At 41.7% G+C, this 17,331-nt stretch carries 18 protein-coding genes; 8 read left to right on the top strand and 10 right to left on the bottom strand.

What is annotated here, in order from left to right:
* The first annotated feature begins 1 nt into the window (after window position 1).
* On the top strand, window positions 2-1,759 hold the full coding sequence (locus J2128_RS05325) for a type II/IV secretion system ATPase subunit (protein WP_245323338.1): 1,758 nt from the start codon (window positions 2-4) through the stop codon (window positions 1,757-1,759).
* A gap of 83 nt (window positions 1,760-1,842) precedes the next feature.
* On the opposite strand, the gene J2128_RS05330 is transcribed toward J2128_RS05325, so the two are convergent.
* The 7 genes from J2128_RS05330 to J2128_RS05360 all read right to left on the bottom strand — a co-directional run bounded on the left by J2128_RS05330 (window position 1,843) and on the right by J2128_RS05360 (window position 7,032).
* Window positions 1,843-2,391, bottom strand: a complete 549-nt coding sequence (locus J2128_RS05330) for a hypothetical protein (protein ID WP_209690053.1) — start codon at window positions 2,389-2,391, stop codon at window positions 1,843-1,845.
* A gap of 479 nt (window positions 2,392-2,870) precedes the next feature.
* Window positions 2,871-3,596, bottom strand: a complete 726-nt coding sequence (locus J2128_RS05335) for a type IV pilin (protein ID WP_209690054.1) — start codon at window positions 3,594-3,596, stop codon at window positions 2,871-2,873.
* Window positions 3,590-4,291 carry a type IV pilin gene (locus J2128_RS05340; protein WP_209690055.1) on the bottom strand — a complete coding sequence of 234 codons (702 nt, stop codon included), beginning with the start codon at window positions 4,289-4,291 and terminating at the stop codon, window positions 3,590-3,592. Before J2128_RS05340 ends, J2128_RS05335 begins: the two co-directional genes overlap by 7 nt.
* A gap of 14 nt (window positions 4,292-4,305) precedes the next feature.
* Window positions 4,306-4,965 (bottom strand): type IV pilin N-terminal domain-containing protein, encoded by a 660-nt coding sequence (locus J2128_RS05345; RefSeq protein ID WP_209690056.1) that lies wholly within the window; start codon window positions 4,963-4,965, stop codon window positions 4,306-4,308.
* Window positions 4,962-5,633, bottom strand: a complete 672-nt coding sequence (locus tag J2128_RS05350) for a type IV pilin N-terminal domain-containing protein (RefSeq protein WP_209690057.1) — start codon at window positions 5,631-5,633, stop codon at window positions 4,962-4,964. The genes J2128_RS05345 and J2128_RS05350 overlap by 4 nt, the downstream gene beginning before the upstream one ends.
* Window positions 5,630-6,373, bottom strand: coding sequence for a type IV pilin N-terminal domain-containing protein (locus J2128_RS05355; protein ID WP_209690058.1), 744 nt, complete (start codon window positions 6,371-6,373; stop codon window positions 5,630-5,632). The genes J2128_RS05350 and J2128_RS05355 overlap by 4 nt, the downstream gene beginning before the upstream one ends.
* Complete coding sequence (locus J2128_RS05360; RefSeq protein WP_209690059.1) at window positions 6,367-7,032, bottom strand: type IV pilin N-terminal domain-containing protein; 666 nt, start codon at window positions 7,030-7,032, stop codon at window positions 6,367-6,369. Before J2128_RS05360 ends, J2128_RS05355 begins: the two co-directional genes overlap by 7 nt.
* A gap of 411 nt (window positions 7,033-7,443) precedes the next feature.
* Here J2128_RS05360 and J2128_RS05365 point away from each other — a divergent pair, with 411 nt between their 5' ends.
* The 7 genes from J2128_RS05365 to J2128_RS05395 all read left to right on the top strand — a co-directional run bounded on the left by J2128_RS05365 (window position 7,444) and on the right by J2128_RS05395 (window position 15,517).
* Window positions 7,444-9,945 (top strand): hypothetical protein, encoded by a 2,502-nt coding sequence (locus J2128_RS05365; RefSeq protein ID WP_209690060.1) that lies wholly within the window; start codon window positions 7,444-7,446, stop codon window positions 9,943-9,945.
* A 3-nt stretch (window positions 9,946-9,948) separates the two neighbouring features.
* Window positions 9,949-11,367, top strand: coding sequence for a hypothetical protein (locus J2128_RS05370; RefSeq protein WP_209690061.1), 1,419 nt, complete (start codon window positions 9,949-9,951; stop codon window positions 11,365-11,367).
* 79 nt (window positions 11,368-11,446) lie between these two features.
* Window positions 11,447-13,252 (top strand): type II secretion system F family protein, encoded by a 1,806-nt coding sequence (locus J2128_RS05375; protein ID WP_209690062.1) that lies wholly within the window; start codon window positions 11,447-11,449, stop codon window positions 13,250-13,252.
* 9 nt (window positions 13,253-13,261) lie between these two features.
* Window positions 13,262-13,762 (top strand): type IV pilin, encoded by a 501-nt coding sequence (locus tag J2128_RS05380; RefSeq protein ID WP_209690063.1) that lies wholly within the window; start codon window positions 13,262-13,264, stop codon window positions 13,760-13,762.
* Entirely contained in the window at window positions 13,759-14,562 is an 804-nt protein-coding gene (locus J2128_RS05385) for a hypothetical protein (protein ID WP_209690064.1), read from the top strand. The genes J2128_RS05380 and J2128_RS05385 overlap by 4 nt, the downstream gene beginning before the upstream one ends.
* A complete protein-coding gene (locus J2128_RS05390) occupies window positions 14,559-15,041 on the top strand; it encodes a type IV pilin N-terminal domain-containing protein (protein ID WP_209690065.1) in 483 nt (160 codons plus the stop codon). The genes J2128_RS05385 and J2128_RS05390 overlap by 4 nt, the downstream gene beginning before the upstream one ends.
* A complete protein-coding gene (locus J2128_RS05395; RefSeq protein ID WP_209690066.1) occupies window positions 15,038-15,517 on the top strand; it encodes a type IV pilin in 480 nt (159 codons plus the stop codon). The genes J2128_RS05390 and J2128_RS05395 overlap by 4 nt, the downstream gene beginning before the upstream one ends.
* A 79-nt stretch (window positions 15,518-15,596) precedes the next feature.
* On the opposite strand, the gene cmk is transcribed toward J2128_RS05395, so the two are convergent.
* The 3 genes from cmk to J2128_RS05410 are packed head-to-tail and all read right to left on the bottom strand — an operon-like array spanning window position 15,597 to window position 17,330.
* Complete coding sequence (gene cmk / locus J2128_RS05400) at window positions 15,597-16,124, bottom strand: (d)CMP kinase (RefSeq protein WP_209690067.1); 528 nt, start codon at window positions 16,122-16,124, stop codon at window positions 15,597-15,599.
* 2 nt (window positions 16,125-16,126) lie between these two features.
* Window positions 16,127-16,744, bottom strand: coding sequence for a DUF106 domain-containing protein (locus tag J2128_RS05405; RefSeq protein WP_209690068.1), 618 nt, complete (start codon window positions 16,742-16,744; stop codon window positions 16,127-16,129).
* A gap of 10 nt (window positions 16,745-16,754) precedes the next feature.
* Window positions 16,755-17,330 (bottom strand): adenylate kinase, encoded by a 576-nt coding sequence (locus J2128_RS05410; RefSeq protein ID WP_209690069.1) that lies wholly within the window; start codon window positions 17,328-17,330, stop codon window positions 16,755-16,757.
* Between the last annotated feature and the right edge of the window lies 1 nt (window position 17,331).

A 17,331-nucleotide genomic window follows, 5' to 3' on the forward strand; every position in this document is an offset into this window, starting at 1 on the left:
CATGAAAATTGAACGACTACAGCTTTCCAAAAACAGAAAAGAAAACGTGACAAAAACTGTTGGTTCTGACAACAATCCCGATAGTCCGGATTGCAGTATCAAAAATGAAAAAAATCCTTTCAGAATTAAGTCAGGAAAAAAAACATTAAATATTTCAGAACTGACGTCAAAATTTGGATTTAACCTGAAAATTAAAAAAGACAAATCCAGAGAATGTTCAGGTCTAAAAGACGACTCCGGTAAAAAAAGAATAAATCCCGACGATGAAATCAATGAGATTTTTCAAAATTATTCAGATTTTGAATGTCCTCTTCCCGAATTGTCCGGTGATGAAATCGACTGGGTTGTCGAAAGGTACTGGCTGAAACCGCCTTATTCATATGTAAAAATTTTCAGGAACTGGGAATTCGACTTAACCTATTCAATCGTAGAACCGAAAATAACAAAAAAAGAGCTTGTAATTCTCGAAGAAACATACGAGCACCTAAGATCAGTTCTCGTTTATGATTCACCCAGGCCGAAAGGAGATTTGAAACTTGATCCAATGTTTTTGAAACAGGTCATAAAATCGTTTGATCCCTCAATTACCTGCGAAAGAACTGATATACTAATATATTACCTGCAGAGAAATTTTACCGGTTACGGCAAACTTGACCCAATGATGAGTGACGAGAACATCGAGGACATAACATGCAACGGCGCCGGCATACCTTTGTACATATACCACAGAAAATACTGCAACCTCAGAACAAACCTTGTTTTCGACAATATCGAACTTAACAAATATGTCCTAAAACTGGCACAAAAAGCGGATAAACAGCTTTCACTGACCACCCCGATTATCGACGCCGCTCTTCCGACAGGAGCCAGGGCACAGATCACTTACAGCGACATAGTATCGTCTAAAGGGAGCTCTTTTACAATCCGAAAATTCAAGACAGACCCTATGACCCCGGTTGATCTAATCTCAACCAAAACGTACAATGCGGAACTTATGGCATTCATCTGGCTTGCCGTTGAAAACAACAAGAGCATAATTATCGTAGGGGGAACGGCGTCAGGTAAAACGTCAACAATGAACGCCGCATCCTTTTTTATACCCACAACAGCAAAGATTGTATCAATTGAGGATACAAGGGAGATTCAGCTACCGCACGACAACTGGCTTGCCATGAGAACGAGAGAGACAGGGATAACCTCCACAAAATCCGATGTTGACATGTTTACTCTTCTAAAAGCAGCTTTAAGGCAGCGCCCGGAATATATCATCGTAGGGGAAGTAAGAGGTGCCGAGGCGCAGACGCTTTTTCAGGCAATGAATACCGGACATACCACTTATTCAACCATTCATGCAGGTGGAGTGAGTGAGGCAATCAACAGGCTTACGCACGAGCCGATAAACGTCCCGAGGGTTATGTTCGGTGCACTTGACCTTATGGTAATTCAGGGTCTCCAGTTTGATGAAGGGCGCGGATTCAGGCGCTGCCTCTCAATAAACGAAATGGTTGTAAATGAAGGGGACATCAGCTGGAATGAAATTTACAGATGGGATCACATAAATGACGAATTTATCAAAAATACAAGAGAATCAAAAGTTTTAGGTGATATTGCATATACTCACGGGTGGAATGATGACGCCCTTGAATACAATCTCCAGATTAGAAAAAATATGCTTGAAAGACTCGCTGACAAAAAAATTAACGACAGTATGCAGATAAGCCACTTTATCAACGAGGTCAGAAAAACCTGCCGCAAATAAAATCATGAATTAGATATTTCCAAGCATTCAGGTCAATGGAATAAAACATAAAACAGGAATCTTTTTTTTAATAATTACAATTATCAGCCTGGATTCTGGCAGGCCAGTGTACTGATGACTCCATAGCTTCCGTCATAAAGGACGACGGGATATGTCCATATTATATATGTAGCCCCTTCTGCCTCCACTTCATCAAATTCTGTTTTTTTTCCCATTTTTCCATTAAGTGCAAGAAGATAATCGGGCATTTCTGAAATTTTTTGAAGTACATCAATTCCTGATTCAGTCATTTTTTTACCAATAAGAATATTTTCCGGTGAGGAAAACAACTGAAAGAAATTTTCATTGACATCCCGGATTACCCCCTCACTGGAGATTAAAACATAAGCAAGAGGCATTCTTTCGAGCCATACTTTGTTTATGGGAATGCGGTTTGACAGATTGTACACCTGTGCAGGTCCAACTACATGCATTTCGACCTGACCTAACGTACAAAGGATAGTAAGGTATTTTCCAACAGTGTTTCTGCTTATACCTGTTTTACGCACGATATCAGCGATTGTAAGACCATACCTGCTGCTCTGGAGCACACTCATTAAATACGCCGTGATTTCTTCATGAGTTTTCTTCATAATCCTAAGATCCTTCCTTTAAACGTAATGATTGCTTTTTCCGGAAATCCCCCCCGTATGCATTTCAAAGGTACTTTCTCAATAAATGTCAGTTGTTGGTATATACAATATAAGTTGATGTAACTTAATATAATTTTCACATTTAACATAATATTTAACGGTTAACTAAAAAATCAAACAATAATAATTTACCCAAAAAAAGACATACAAAAAGAATTTTTCAGGTCTACTCCCCGTCAGAAAAACCGGATTATTTCTTTCAAAGCCTATACAACAGATAAAAAAGCAGGACAAATAAGATTTTGTTTAAAGAGAATAGAAAAGACATTTAATAGGGAGAGTTATTACCTCAGTATCATAGAATAATTTGGTCATATCTTTTTTATTACTACAATTTATATCATGCCTTTTCCGATTACACATAATTAAAAAAAGATGACATATTTTGATTGTACAAAAAATATAGATTTAAGAAAAAATCAGAGTATATCCGATGCCTTCATGTAACCGTCCCAGAAAACCGTTCCGTCTTCGCTTGAAAGAATGCCGTGCCCGTCACCGTTCACACTGACTGCCCCGCTCTGAAATGCCGTGCTTGCCCCCGATCCATCGCTTCTGTGCACTCCAAACCCAAGTTTCGCCGGAGCTGTCGCACTTTGCGGACTCAGATATTCAATAAACAATATAAACCGGTCTCCTGTACTAAGGATTGTTTCTTCCGGGCACATGCCTTCCCCTGTCGGGTCAAGATTTTTGAATTTCATCATGCGGCACGTATAAAATTCTGTAGGGTCATATGCAAGCATACCTGTACCGGGATTGTTAAAGTAGAATCTGTTTCCCCCGCTTGCCCCGTCTCCTCCATTATAATACTTGCCCCATAAAGCGTCATTATAGGTCATGAATGCCTCTCCTCCGCCACCGAAACCAGTTCCTGATATGTAGAACTTCATCTTTTCAAGATCAAGTGAACCACCGGTGACTTCAAATATCAGTCCCACGAAACCGTTGTCAAGCTTTTTATCGTCTCCCCCGGGATTAATTCCGATGTATTTAACTGTTGCAGGCATTGATGAAGTAGTGTCTCCCATCATCCCCGTTCCAAAAGCCGAAACGACCGCTGCAAGGATTATTGTTACAACAAGCATAAGCATAACACCGACAACAGGCGAAACCGCCCCTTCTCTTTCATGAATATCTACCATATTACATTCACATCCTGGTCAAAGATTGCAGTGTTGCTTGGCTTGTGGACAACGGTGATGTGGACAACTGACCCTTCTCCAAACCCATATTTACTGTCACCCGTGTCAAATCCGAGGAACTTATCAGGGTCTGCGAAAAAATAAACGCAGTTGGTCTCAAAGTTGCAGGTCCCGAAGTACTCGGTATTTTGAAAACCGCTCGTTGCCGGGTACAATGCCCCGGAATAACCGTTTGTCTGCGGAGTAAACGGATAGCCGTCTACAGTATCATCTATATCCACTGAAGGATCAGAGGTTGTCGTCCCCTCCTCAAAAGGAGAGATAGAACCGTCCAGAATATGCTTAATTACCCTCCCGCCGTCATCAAGTTTGACCCCGCGGGAACTCTCGGGAACAGTATATGACGTTATAATCTGGAGGTCTTTAGTAGGAACGTTCTTTCCTGCAAGGACACGCAGTTCAACTGGGTAACCATCAGATTTGGAAACATCACCTGCTTTTATCGTAAACTCATATGATACTGAAGGAGACTGTTCCGAAGTCGAAACTATGCCTGAAGAAAAAGCGCTTACTACAGCTGCAACGATTATAGTCACAACAAGCATAAGCATAACGCCTACAACTGGTGAGACTGCCTCATTATCCTCGCGAAACAAACAGCTTTTTTTTATCCGGATTTTTGTTTTTCCTTTCACATTTAACGCCCCCTTCACTGGAGAGTTATCGTTCCGGACTGGATCTGCTTGTTGCTTATAGCGTCATATATAACATATTCAAGAGGTACATTCACCTGTGCTTTGAACGTGCCTGATGACCCCTCAGGAGTCCAGGTCAGAAATCTTCCCTTTTTTATTGAGTCATCCGTTGCAAGAGTACTGTCATAGCTGTCGTCTGCAACGAGCATGAAAGTGTCACCTACGGCAATAATATCAGACATCCCGGGTGAAATCGCAAAATAAGTGGAATTACCCTTTTTGTTTTCATAGATTTCCAGTTTGTTTCCCTCTTCGACAGCCGCGGAAGAACTGTCCAATAAAGTATCAGAAGTAAATTTCATCGAACTGTCGCCTGTACTGAGTTCAATCATTAAATTGTCAAGCGACAATGGTTCACCGCCGCTAAGACGGAATGTAAGACAGTTGTTTTTATGAGGATTGTCCGAGACATTATTTGTTTTATCGTCATCGTTTATCTGTACGTCATACCCTGCAACAAGCTGTGACTGCGGTGCGGTTTTTTCAGGACCGACAAGTGTTCCTGAAAGTGACGAGACTACTGCAGCAATGATAATTGTTACAACAAGCATAAGCATAACGCCGACAACTGGTGAAACTGCAACTTCTTTATTCTTCAATAATTTAATACTCATTCTACCGTCACCGTCCCTTTGTATATGCTCTTCTGGCTTGGATTATGAATTACCTCAACTTCCACTGAAGAACCCCTTCCAAAGCCATAACCCGAATACGTAGAACTGTTTATTTCAGATGTTGTGGTAATACCAAAAACTGCAACTGCCGTTCCAAAATCGTCACCTGTACTTATCACATCCCCGGGACCGAACGTGTATTCGCCAAAATTCGTTCCGGGATCCCCGGGTTTTCCTATAGCCAGGTTGTTAAGGAACGGTATCTTTACGTCCTGGTCACTGTAGCTTAATTTAGCTGCACTTATAGCCGAAGTGACTGAAGATATTGAACCTCCAAGCATCTGCTTTCCTTTATCGCATGTGGACGGAGACGTGTAATATGTCAGAATCTGCATATCACTTGACGGAATACTGTCTCCCCCGAGATGTTTTATCAGCATGACATACTGGTCATCACCATCACCGCCGTTTGAGATGATGCTTACATCAAGCGAGGCACTCGGAACAGCTGTAGCTGAACCCGCTGCACCTCCGGCGAATACAGCAACAAAAGAAGCAATAATTATCGTAACTACGAGCATAAGCATCACCCCGATTACAGGTGACACTCCAAAATCATCTTTTAAAATATTTTTTCCAATTTTGCTTTTAATGAATTTTAATTTCATATTATTTCTCCCACAAGACTCCCTGTTGAAATAACGGAACCTGAATCTTCATCCACTATCGAATACGTGGTCTTCGGACCTACCTCAAACCACCCCCCTGAATACGGATTAGCTGCATTGCCGCGTTCGGCAACATAATAGACCTTTCCGAATTTTTTTCCTTCCCCGGTTGAGTACTTGTCTGCAAGGACAATGAACTTCTCACCGGGCTCAATCAGAAGATTTGCTGAAGACTTGACAACAGAAGTGTTATCCTGTATGGCACCGACTCCCCCGGAACGTGCTGGAAGTTTTGCAAACCTGTAATCCTTATAGAAACTCAAATATTCTGGACTCAGAACTGCAGTTGTCGAGGTCGCACCGTCATTTATGATTGTTTCCGACGGAAAGTCCCTGTATGAGACCACCGCCTCGTGTCCCCGGGTTGTCGCGATGACTTTTCCGTCTGTATCCGTAACATTGGAAAGTCCCGACTCCTTAAGATTCAGGGTTATCTCATCAAGTCTTATATCGTCTCCGCCAAGATTTTCAAAAACCAGTCCTATTTTTCCTGTATTACCGGGATCTACTGTCATCAGACCCGCATATCCTATCTGGACCGCAGGAGCGGATTTCGTGCCTGAAATCATATTCATTCCGAAACCCGAGACCACAGCCGCTATAATAATCGTCACGACGAGCATCAGCATGACTCCGACAACAGGAGAGACCGCAGTTTCGTCTTTGCCCGAAGTTACCACGCTATCACCACATCTTTATCATAAATCGTTTCCCCGCTCGGGATATGAATAATCGTTACATGGGCATTTTCATTTCCTGCAAGTCCGTATTCTGAAATGTAATTATTTCCGTCTGTAGGAAAACCAAGGAAATAGGACCTGTCAAACTGAACACTGCTCCCCGGGCTAAGAACCGCCGTTCCAAAAGTCCTGTCAGCCGTTCTTGTGCTGACAATGTCATCATTGTTTGTCGTCTGCGGTGTCCACGGGTAATCGGGGACTATTGCTGTATCAGTCACCAGATCGTTTGCCTCAACAGGGTCAAGAGTGCCGTCAATCGTATGTTTAACAACCTTTCCTGCATTAGAAACGCTGGTTTTCATGACTGCATCAGGACATGTAAATGAGCTGATAATCCTGAGGTCTTTTGTGTTAAGACTGTCTCCTCCAAGATTTTCAATCACAACATATTTTGATGCCCCCGAGGAACCTGCCGAAACCGAAACGTCAAGTGACACCGAAGGGGCAGCCTGGGAAGTACTGACAATCCCACCTGCAAAACCACTTACAACTGCAGCAATGATAATTGTTACAACCAGCATCAGCATGACTCCGACAACAGGAGAGACCGCATCTTCATCGCATGCAGAAAAATACGCCTTTCTGTTTCTTTTTTTCATAAACTCTTACTCCACCCACATAACTCAGATTAAATCGATCTAAACCAAAAAAATGGGATAAATCAATATTTGTAATACTCAAATATTAATCCGTCGCAAATCGAACATATTAAAGGTTATTTTAAAAAATATGCATTTTATATTGTTAGATTAGATCTGATCATCAGATCTGCAAAGGAGAAATGCCCGGTATCTTTGCATTACAAAATAAGCCATTATAACGGTTTTTTATAGTATTGGGGCACATTTTGTACAGTTTTGGGAGATGATGAGCATAGTCAGTCTTTACCCACGGCATAACAAATAAAAATTTAGTATAACAAATAAATTTACTGAAAATCTGTCACAAAAAACCATAATACAGGACATCTGAGAAAAAACATGTGCACACGGAAATTTTTAGGCATCTTTTTGGTAATCTTCCTGATATGCCTGATTGACATAAATACAGCATCCGCACGGTATGCAACACTCTCAGGAGAGAACGCAGGAATCAACTCAGGAGATGTCATTTTCATCGGGGAAAGAAATCTTGATTTTTCCAGATTTGCCAACTCTTCGGGAGTTCTGCCTGCCAGACTTGTCCATACCGACGGGACAAGGTACGGGATAATAACTATTTCAGATGGTACAGGCTCCCTTACAGGAAACGACATTACAGCAGGAATGTACTACCCGTATTACCCCGACGGGACATCAGGCACTTCATACTGCATTGTAAGGGAATTAACTCTTGGGGAAATCGGGATATACACGTATAATACTGACATAAAACCCTCAAATCTTCCTCAACAGCCTTCAGCCCTGGCAAAAACCACTGATATTGCATTTATCACACCGGATGTAAACATTGACGGTGCAAACCTGACAGGAAACTGGTACAAATATTCCCTTTCCAGGGGGACACTCACTACGTCCACAATTACGAATATTCACCAGAATTCCGTTGGACTTGATACACTTACTATTGATCCGAGAGACAAACCTGACGAAACTCTCTCTGATGCACCGGTCTTCAGGCTGATAGATCAGACTATAGTATCGTCACAAACCGGTAATGTTTCATTAACAGCAGTATTTTCTACAAATAATCTGAACGGACTTGAAAAATCCGTATCCTATCCGTTTACAGCCTCTTTGTTCTCACCCGCACTATCTGCCGAAACAGAGGTTGTACAGAACACCTATTTCGATTTGACTGTTACAGGAGTCCCTTACACCAGATATAATATTTCAATATCAGGCAGTTCATCCGGTTCTGATGCCCCGCAATTTGAAAGCGGAGACTGGGAAGAGATGATATCTTACCAGGAGATATCCACTCATACAGAATGGACAGGTACAAAAACTTTTCAGATATATGTCCCGGAATCAGCCCCTACTAACACATACGAAATAGAGATGACAGACGCTGACGGCAACTCTGCAGAACTGTCATTTACGGTGTCATCAGGTGCGATGAGCTTATACTTTAATGAGCCGTCTGATGAGATAAAGTCCGGCTTATATTCGGTAGGAGACTCAATCTCTCTTGAAGGTTATATCACAGGAGCAACAAAACCTGAAGACGTATACCTGTTTATTACCGGCCCGAACCTGCCTGCAAACGGGGCGAAACTTGATGCTTTGGGAAAAGAAGTCTCAGACGGAGAAGAAGATTCATTCACAGTGACCAGATATAGTGTAGTTCTGGGAAAATGGTCCTATGAATGGAACACCACTGACTTTGAGTCAGGAACATACACGATTTATGCAAACTTAAAGCCTTACGGGTACACCTCAAGCAGTTACCCGGGTGGCCCCGGTACAGATATAAACGGAAACACCCCGCCTTCACATGACTACCCTTTAAGCGAACCGAGTCTTAACATAAAATTTGATGATAAAAACAACGGTTATTTTGCACAGGGCGATATACTCTACGGGTGGTGGCTTTCCAGGGGAAGCGCTTCTGAACTTCGCTGGTATATTTTTGGTAATAATTTCAGGTATGCTGACAACAAATCCGGCATGTCTGCAGGAATCACTTCATCCGGTTCGGCATACGATAGCGATGAGAAAGTTCCATGGAATGAATACGGGTTTACCTACAACCGTAACTTCACGTACAACCTGTATCCGGGAGTTTATTATTTTGTCTGCCAGCATCCGGGCCCAAACAAGATATTCGAGGTAAATGCAAACAAGTACAGCGCAGTCCCCGCAGTTATTAATGCGACCTTTGGAAGTTCTGTGAATTTAAATTCAATGTCAGGAACAGAAGCCGCAAATGCACTGATAAAACTGCTGGACAACCCTTATACTGATGACATATATGTTAAGACCAAATTTGTCATAGAAGAACCGTGGATAAGAATAGACGATCCGGGAGAAATTTCTGTAGGCAACTCTCTTACAGTTTCCGGAATCACAAATCTGGCACCTTCAGGCACAACACCGGACAAAACAAAAACACAGGACACTCTTTACCTTAATATAAACCGGCTTGACATGGATGTAGGGTCGGACTCAGTAACTGCAATGAAAATACCAGTAGACGAAACGACTCCTTTGTCATCACCAAAAGGCTATAAAAGCTTTAAATATGACCCGATTGACACATCATCGTGGTACCCGGGGACATACCAGATAACAATAACCTGCAAAGACGCATCTGTAAAAAAAAGTTATACCTTCGAACTCCTGGGCCAAAAAACATCGTCAGATTCAGAATATTTATCTTCAGATACAGAATCATCTCTTCAGGAATCCAAACCACACACTGCATCAAAAACTCCGGCAACCGTCCAATTGCAGGAAACTGCTTCTGTCACGGTTAAGTCAACACAGAAGTCCGGAACGGATTTGAATATAATTTCTCTTTTAGCTGTTTTATGCTCATATGTAGCATTTGCATATAGCAGGAGAGAATAGACCATGGCATTTGAAATTGATCAAAAACTTTTCAAATGGATTATTGCCGCCATAATACTCATGTGCCTTGTAAGCGCCGCAGGCATTCTTTATAAAGCAACAGATGGTTTCTCTTTCCTCGGTTTCGGGCACTCAGAAGATGAATATTCACAAAATCTCACCAGCTATTCATGGTCAGACAATGAAGATAACTCAAAACCATGGGGATACAAAAAGTTCAACTGGACATATAATAACGAAAATGTCTCTATCGGGGTAAATATTCCAAAAAAACTCTATACAGAATACGAATACGGGATCAGAGGCACGGAATACCCGGTAAATATTACAGACTACATTACAGCTTCAGAGGAGATATTGCCAGAAATCAAAGAAGAAATCTCTGACATAATCAAAAGCAAAGGTTACAGCAACGAAAAAGATACAACAGGCCTGATTTTATCGTTTGTAAGCTCAATTCCATATGAAACCGATTCTGAATCAGGCCACAGTTCTGATTACCCAAGAACGCCTGCAGTTATACTCGCCGATTATACAGGCGACTCAGGTGATCATTCGATTCTCGCCGCAGCTATCTTACGTGAATTCGGGTATGGAGTGTCACTCATATATTTCCCGTCAGAATCATTTGACGAACAGACGGTAATACCTGAAGCAGTTGCTTTAGGTCTCATATCAAAGGATGACAGCAATAATCCGGTTTATCCTGTTTCAGACAAAAGCAACAACGAAACAAGAGAAGTCATTCCGGTATGGACTGTCAACGTATCAGAGAAAGGTTTTCCTCTCCCGGCATATTACGCGATTTCTCCTGAAGTTTTCCCTGACGATTCACTGTGGGACGGCTCTGAGTACCACCCGTCAGCTGAATTGATGGTGGATTTCACAAATGACCTTAAAATACACTATGAGACCATCAGCCCAGATTCTTTGGGAAGAAACTCCTTTACAAGCCAAAACTGGCAACAGGAGACTTTGGATTATTATGAAAACACATGGTATCCTTCGGGAATAACATGGTCTATGAATGACAAATGGCGTCTTTACGACAAGTTTCTGGGCATAAATGAGAATCCCGGTGTACTTTATACCCCCTGGGGATTTGCCGAGGCAAACACCACGAATCCATGGAGGATTACTTTTAAGATAAACGGTATGGATGAATTAAAGTCCGACAAGAAGATGACACCGTACAGTGACGTAAGTTTTGCTCTTTATGAAGTCAATTCAACAACAGGCGACATTTCTCTGTTCAGGCAGTTCGGCTGGGAGAACCACTACGGAGCAGACCTGAATAAAGTTGAAGGACCTTTTTCACCTGGCAATTACATACTGGGGATATTTGTAAGAAACGCTGCCCCTGAAGTTTCGGTAGAGTACAGCGGAAAAGAAACATCAACTAATTACCAGGGCCCGATATGACAGGGAGAGAGCAGAAATACCGGGACTTATTTCCCAAATTCAGGATTATAGGGCAAATTTTTGGTTATAAGTGATAGAAATGGCAGATTCTGAGGGCTTCATTGATTCTATTCTCAACAACAGGCAGCTGTCACTGTATCTTAAGTCTGCACATATAAAAACACAGGTAAATCAGTACATGATGGCAGCCGTTCTTCTTAGCGTTCTGCCATTTTTTGCTGCAATGATGACAGGCGTAATTCTTTACACATTTGATGTAAACCCCGGACTGCTGCCACCTGTTCCTGACCCTCTGGTTATAGCAGGCGGCGGAGTGGTCATATCTGCACTGATTTTTCTTGGTTTTTATTATTATCCACAACTTGAGGCTTCTGGACGGAAAAACAGTATTGACATGGATTTAGCGTATGCAGTCACATATATGCAGGCTCTTTCATCAACATTACCGCTTTACGATATTTTCAGAAGCGTTTATGAAGCTGACGACCTTTATGGTGAAGTTTCAAAGGAATGCGGGATTATTGTCCGCAATGTTGAAGTTTTCGGGGAGGACCTTTTGAGCGCTATGGAGTACGTAATTTCAGTAACGCCGTCAGAAAGGTTTAAAGAGCTTATAAACGATCTTATGCTTGTCTACCGTTCAGGCGGCAATCTCAAAAATTTCTTTAATGCAAAATCCGAATCCTACCGTGAAATCGCAAAACAGGAACTTGAAGCTCTGCTTCAGTTTCTTGAAATGATTGCTGAAATTTACGTCACCGCTTTTGTTGCAGGTCCCATTGCAATTATTATAATGCTTGTTGCACAGAACCTCTCGGGCCAGAACCAGCTCAACGGAATAATGCCCCTTTTGTATTTTGGTCTGCCTTTAGGTGCAATTGCCTTAATTTTTGTACTTTATGTTCTTCTGCCCCCTGACAACCTTGACATCTCCAGAAAGGAAATAAAAGACATAGAGTTCGGTCAGGACCTTCTTGAGCCTGACGATAAGACCGAACTTGATAAAAAATTTCTTAAAGACTTCAACAACCGCAAACAGGTTTTAAAACTTCTTGATATAATCAGACATCCGGTTAAATTTTACATCTCTGACTACAATATCGGCATAACTCTTGGATGTATTGCCGCGGTTCTGGTATTTTTTGCCTATTATACAGGATACATAGCCCTGATAATCCCGCAGTATACAACAGAGACTTTTATATGCCTGATGATAATTGCAGGAATTTTCCCCGTGATGCTTGCCTATGAAATACGCAGCAAATACGTAAAAAATGTTGAAAGACAGCTTCCAGAGTTTTTGCGTGAGATCTCAGACATGCGTGACATTGGCATGACACTTCAGAGTGCAATAAAAATGATTTCGGCAAGTAAAGCCGGAGTTTTATCCTCGGAGATAAGAATAGTCTCAGACGAACTCAGTTATGGCTCTTCTCTTTCCGGCGCACTCGTAAGAATGGAAGAGCGTATAGGACTTGTCTCCGTAAAAAGAGCAATATCTCTCCTTGTTAAAGCAAGCGAAGTGACAGATGCCATAAGAGAGATTCTTGCTATCGCAATCTCCGATCTTGAACATTATCTGAGAATGAAATCAAAAAGGTTCAATGTCTCATTTGTCTATCTTGCCGTAATTTACCTGTCTTTTGGTATATACCTGTATTCCGCATACCAGATGAATGTCGCTTTTATATCCAGTTTTTCCGATTTTAACCTTAACCTGGATATCAGTTCAAGCAAGGCCGGCATGTTTCACATAGGAATTATTCTTGGGTTCTTTTCCGGAATTATGGCAGGGCAGCTTTCATCAAACAGCATATATGCAGGACTGAAACATTCGGCTCTACTTCTGACTGCAACAATCATTACTTTCGTATATCTTATTTGAGGGTGTATTATGACAGCAGACGCATCACTGAAAGAAAAACAGTTTATAAGCACTAATAAAAAAACAGAGGAAGGTGTAACCTCTGTTGTCGGCGAAATGCTTCTTTTAGTGCTTGTTGTAATTTTAGTGTCCATTATGGCAGCATCAGTCTTCAATTTACTCCCGGGAGAGCGTGAAAAAGTCATCGACGTCACAATGGACGTCAATGATAAAGTCATATATTTCTGGCACCACGGAGGGGACTGGACGGATAAAAGAGACCTGAGCATTTACATGATGAAATCAGACGGAAGCGGGACAACAGCGTCAATATCAGCCACCGATAAGAGACTTACCATATATGCTTACAATTCGTCTTCCGGCGATTATACCGTTTCCTCGGATACTTTTGATCTCGGGTGCAGAATCAGTGCTGAAGTTCCATCAGATATTGAATCAGGAAACTATGACATCCGCCTTATAGATTCAGAGAAGGTCATCGCTGCATACGATAGGGTGAGGTTAAAATGAGAACTGAGACAGAAGAGGCGGTTTCCACCGTTGTTGCTATAATGCTTATACTGGCAATTTTTGCCACCTGCATGGCAGTCTACACCTCAACATATGTACCCGGTCTAAAACAGCAGTCCGAAATACTGCATAACAAAGACGTTAAATATTCATTTTTAAGATTTTCGTCCGACGTCGATAACATATACAGTCTTGGCAGGGTGTCTCAGTTCAGTGAACCTCTGGTCCTTGGAGGTGGGAGCATTCTTCTTAGTGCATCCGAATCAGGAGGCAGAATTGACATGAAAAACACGAAAATAGGAGAGTTATCCATATATGAAGATAACACAGAGGTCAGAAAAATACCTATAGAAACCGTTAGCGTAATTTATACTCCTTATTTCTCGTCATGGGAGCTTCAGGGATACCGCTATGAAAACGGTACAGTATGGATTACAAAGGATGGAATCGATAAAAAAGCCCCGGCCTCAGTGAGCCTGAATTCGGTCAGTGACGGAAAGGATAATGAAAAGAATAACATTTTGAATTACCTGTCAGGTATGGCCGAAAGCTATACTTCATGCAATGAAACGAAAAACATCAGGGTCATATCAATGAAACCTGGAGAACCTGACTATATCAGCGGTTCCGGCTCTGTCGCTTTAAATCTTAACTGCCAAAATAGCAGTATTTCTCATGTTTTTTCAAAAAACGGCAGAATCGTATTAAGCAGTGAAGACGGATATGAAAAAACAATCTCTGCATCTGCAGGAGACACTCTGACAATCGACATTCTTGAAACAGGAGTGAGCGTCAAATGAAATATATGAACACAAATTACACGGCAGTGTCATCAGTGGTCAGCGTAATGGTGATGCTCTCCATATTACTGGTAATCTCTGCTGTTCTGGCAGCATATGCAGGAGGAATTATAAATATCCCTAAAAATGCTCCTTCAGCGGATATTTCAGTATATACAACCGGCTGCGGTCAAAACTTTTCCATAGTTTTTGAGCACAGAACCGGAGATGCACTAAAGACAGAAAACCTACAGGTAGTTACATTTGTAGACGGCAACCAGGGAATCTTTCTGCTCTCAAATATTCAGTCTGAAAAATTTATTGCAGGAAGAAAAATCTTAACTGAAAATCTTACAAGTACTGCCGGACTTCTGGGCTTAAAAACTGAAGAACTGGATGGTTACCTGAAAAACCGTACGTCTCTTGAAATAGCAGTCTATGATCTGCCTTCAGGAACCCGTCTGTATAAATCAGAGGTAATCATGGAGGACAGAGCGTGAAACACAACAGCTCAGCTGTTTCCGAAGTAGTCGGAGTACTTCTGATGCTTACAGTAACTCTGTTAATAACAGGACTGGTCGTAGTTGCCGTAAACGGACTGAACAAGAACATGGACAAACCGGTTACAGCATCAGTTACCGCGTCGGAAATCTCAGAAGACGCTAACAATAAATATATTATATTTGACAATACGCTGGGAGATTCCTTCACTTTGGACAGAATTATGATAAGTCTCGGCATTTATGAAAGACCTGCCGACAATATAATAATTTACGGATCGGATACAAAAAGGTTGAAAAGCTATTCCGGTGACGGTATTGTCGCCTTAGGAGGCCGTTTCAGACTGTTATCTGACTATGAAGACAGACTGGGATGGGATTCATTTGAAATATCTTCAGGCGAACACCTGGATTATGCATTATATGATCGCAGGGCAAATGCATTGATTTCTAAAGGATCAATTGTTATACCCTGATTCTTTGCAGATGTAGTGAGAATAAAAATAATAAAACTAAAAAAAGTATTTTCACCAGAATTTCCAGAAAAATATTAAGTCAGACCTTCAGATTTTCAACTGCCGAGTCAACAACCCTTGCAAGCTCTTCCTTACCCCATTTTTCAGAGCTTATGACAAGGTCATAGACCGACAGATCGCAGATATCAATATTGTAATATTTTTTGTATCTTTCGGATTCAGACTTTTCACGGACGAAAGTTTCACTTTTTGCAGATTCAAAGCTTACCCCTTCCCTTTCTGCAATTCTTTCTGCACGGCAGTCAGGGGATGCGGCAATCCAGACTCTTAAATCGGCGTTACCGACCATACGACCGGCAAGTCTGCCCTCTATTATAATATTCTCCTTAGATTCGCCGATTTCCTTCTGTTTTTCGTCTATAAGCCTGTCAACATCAGGATTTTGTTCGCACAGTTCACCAAACTCAATAAGACTCACTCCTTTTTCTCTTGCAAGGCTGCGAAAAACTTCTCCTGCAGAAATAAGCTCAAAAGAATATTTGGACGAGAGATATTTCGCAAGGGACGTCGTACCGCTTCCTGGCGGACCGCTTATGGTTATCTTCAAAATTAGAGGCCCCCTATATCAAGGGTTTTTCTTATAACCTGCGACAAAGTCAGCGAACAGAGCATATACCATACAATCCATGCAGGCATGAATATAAATGTAGGATCAGTAAGATTCAGCTCTCCCATAAACGGAAAAACAATTGTGCCCATAGAAGGAGCCATCTGTAAAAGCCACAGGAATATCGGAATTGTAATAATCATAATCCAGCCGAGCGGTTTGAACTGCTCCTGCGACATTGCAAGCTGCTCCTGCATCATTTTATCACGTTTTTCGTTAAGCTTACGCATTTTCTTTTCGTCACCGGAAAGCTGCGCCTCTCGAAATTCCTTCTGAAAGTCACGCATCTTTTTCTGAACCCTCTGCATCTTCTCGTAGTCAATTGTATATTTCTGGAGAAGTGAAGAATAACATCCCGTAATCGCCGCAAGGACAAGAATCATTACCGGCCAGCCGACACCAAGAATCTCGTGCAGAGGGTTTAGCAAAAGGCCTGCAATGTCCGCAATAGCGTTTCGAAGAAAAGGAACGCTGTATACAACCATTACAAGAACCATTATTATAAGGAATGTAAACATCCCTCCGCTGCTACCCGCCGGCTTTGTTTTTGTCGCTGCCATAAGACTTATCTCACCTCAGGAGTTCAACCATCTCAGAAACAGCGTTTTCAAGCAGGAAATCAAGATTTTTAATTATCTTTACAGTACACCCTGTAAACATGGAATAAGAAGCCGCCATATAGCGATTGTACCTCTGGTGGTCTTTTATTGCCGCATAACCTTCCATGTCCCTTGAACGTGTCGTATCTGAAAGACGGCGTTTAAGAATCTGATCCTCATCCGTTTCAACAAGAACAATAACGTCAGGCTTTAACTCCTGAAGCACCCATGAAGGAAGTCCGGGAAGATAACCTCCCGGAGTGCTCACAGTGCAGTGCGTGTCAATAATTATATTTTCCTGAATCTTTGCAATTACCTGTGCTGCTGTTTTTTGCAGTGACTTTTGTACTTCCTGATCAAGTTTTCGCATTTCATCGCGATCATTTACTATACTCTGGTCGCATGCAACTTCAAACATGCAGGTTCCGAAATTGATGGAGGTATATGAAATACCCTCAGCCTTTAAAGCTTCCATCGAGGCATCAATAACAGTTGTTTTTCCGACTCCCGGTACCCCCGTTATTACTACCTTTTTCCCAATAGACATA

It is taken from the genome of Methanomicrobium sp. W14 (assembly GCF_017875315.1).
Classification (GTDB): Archaea; Halobacteriota; Methanomicrobia; order Methanomicrobiales; family Methanomicrobiaceae; genus Methanomicrobium.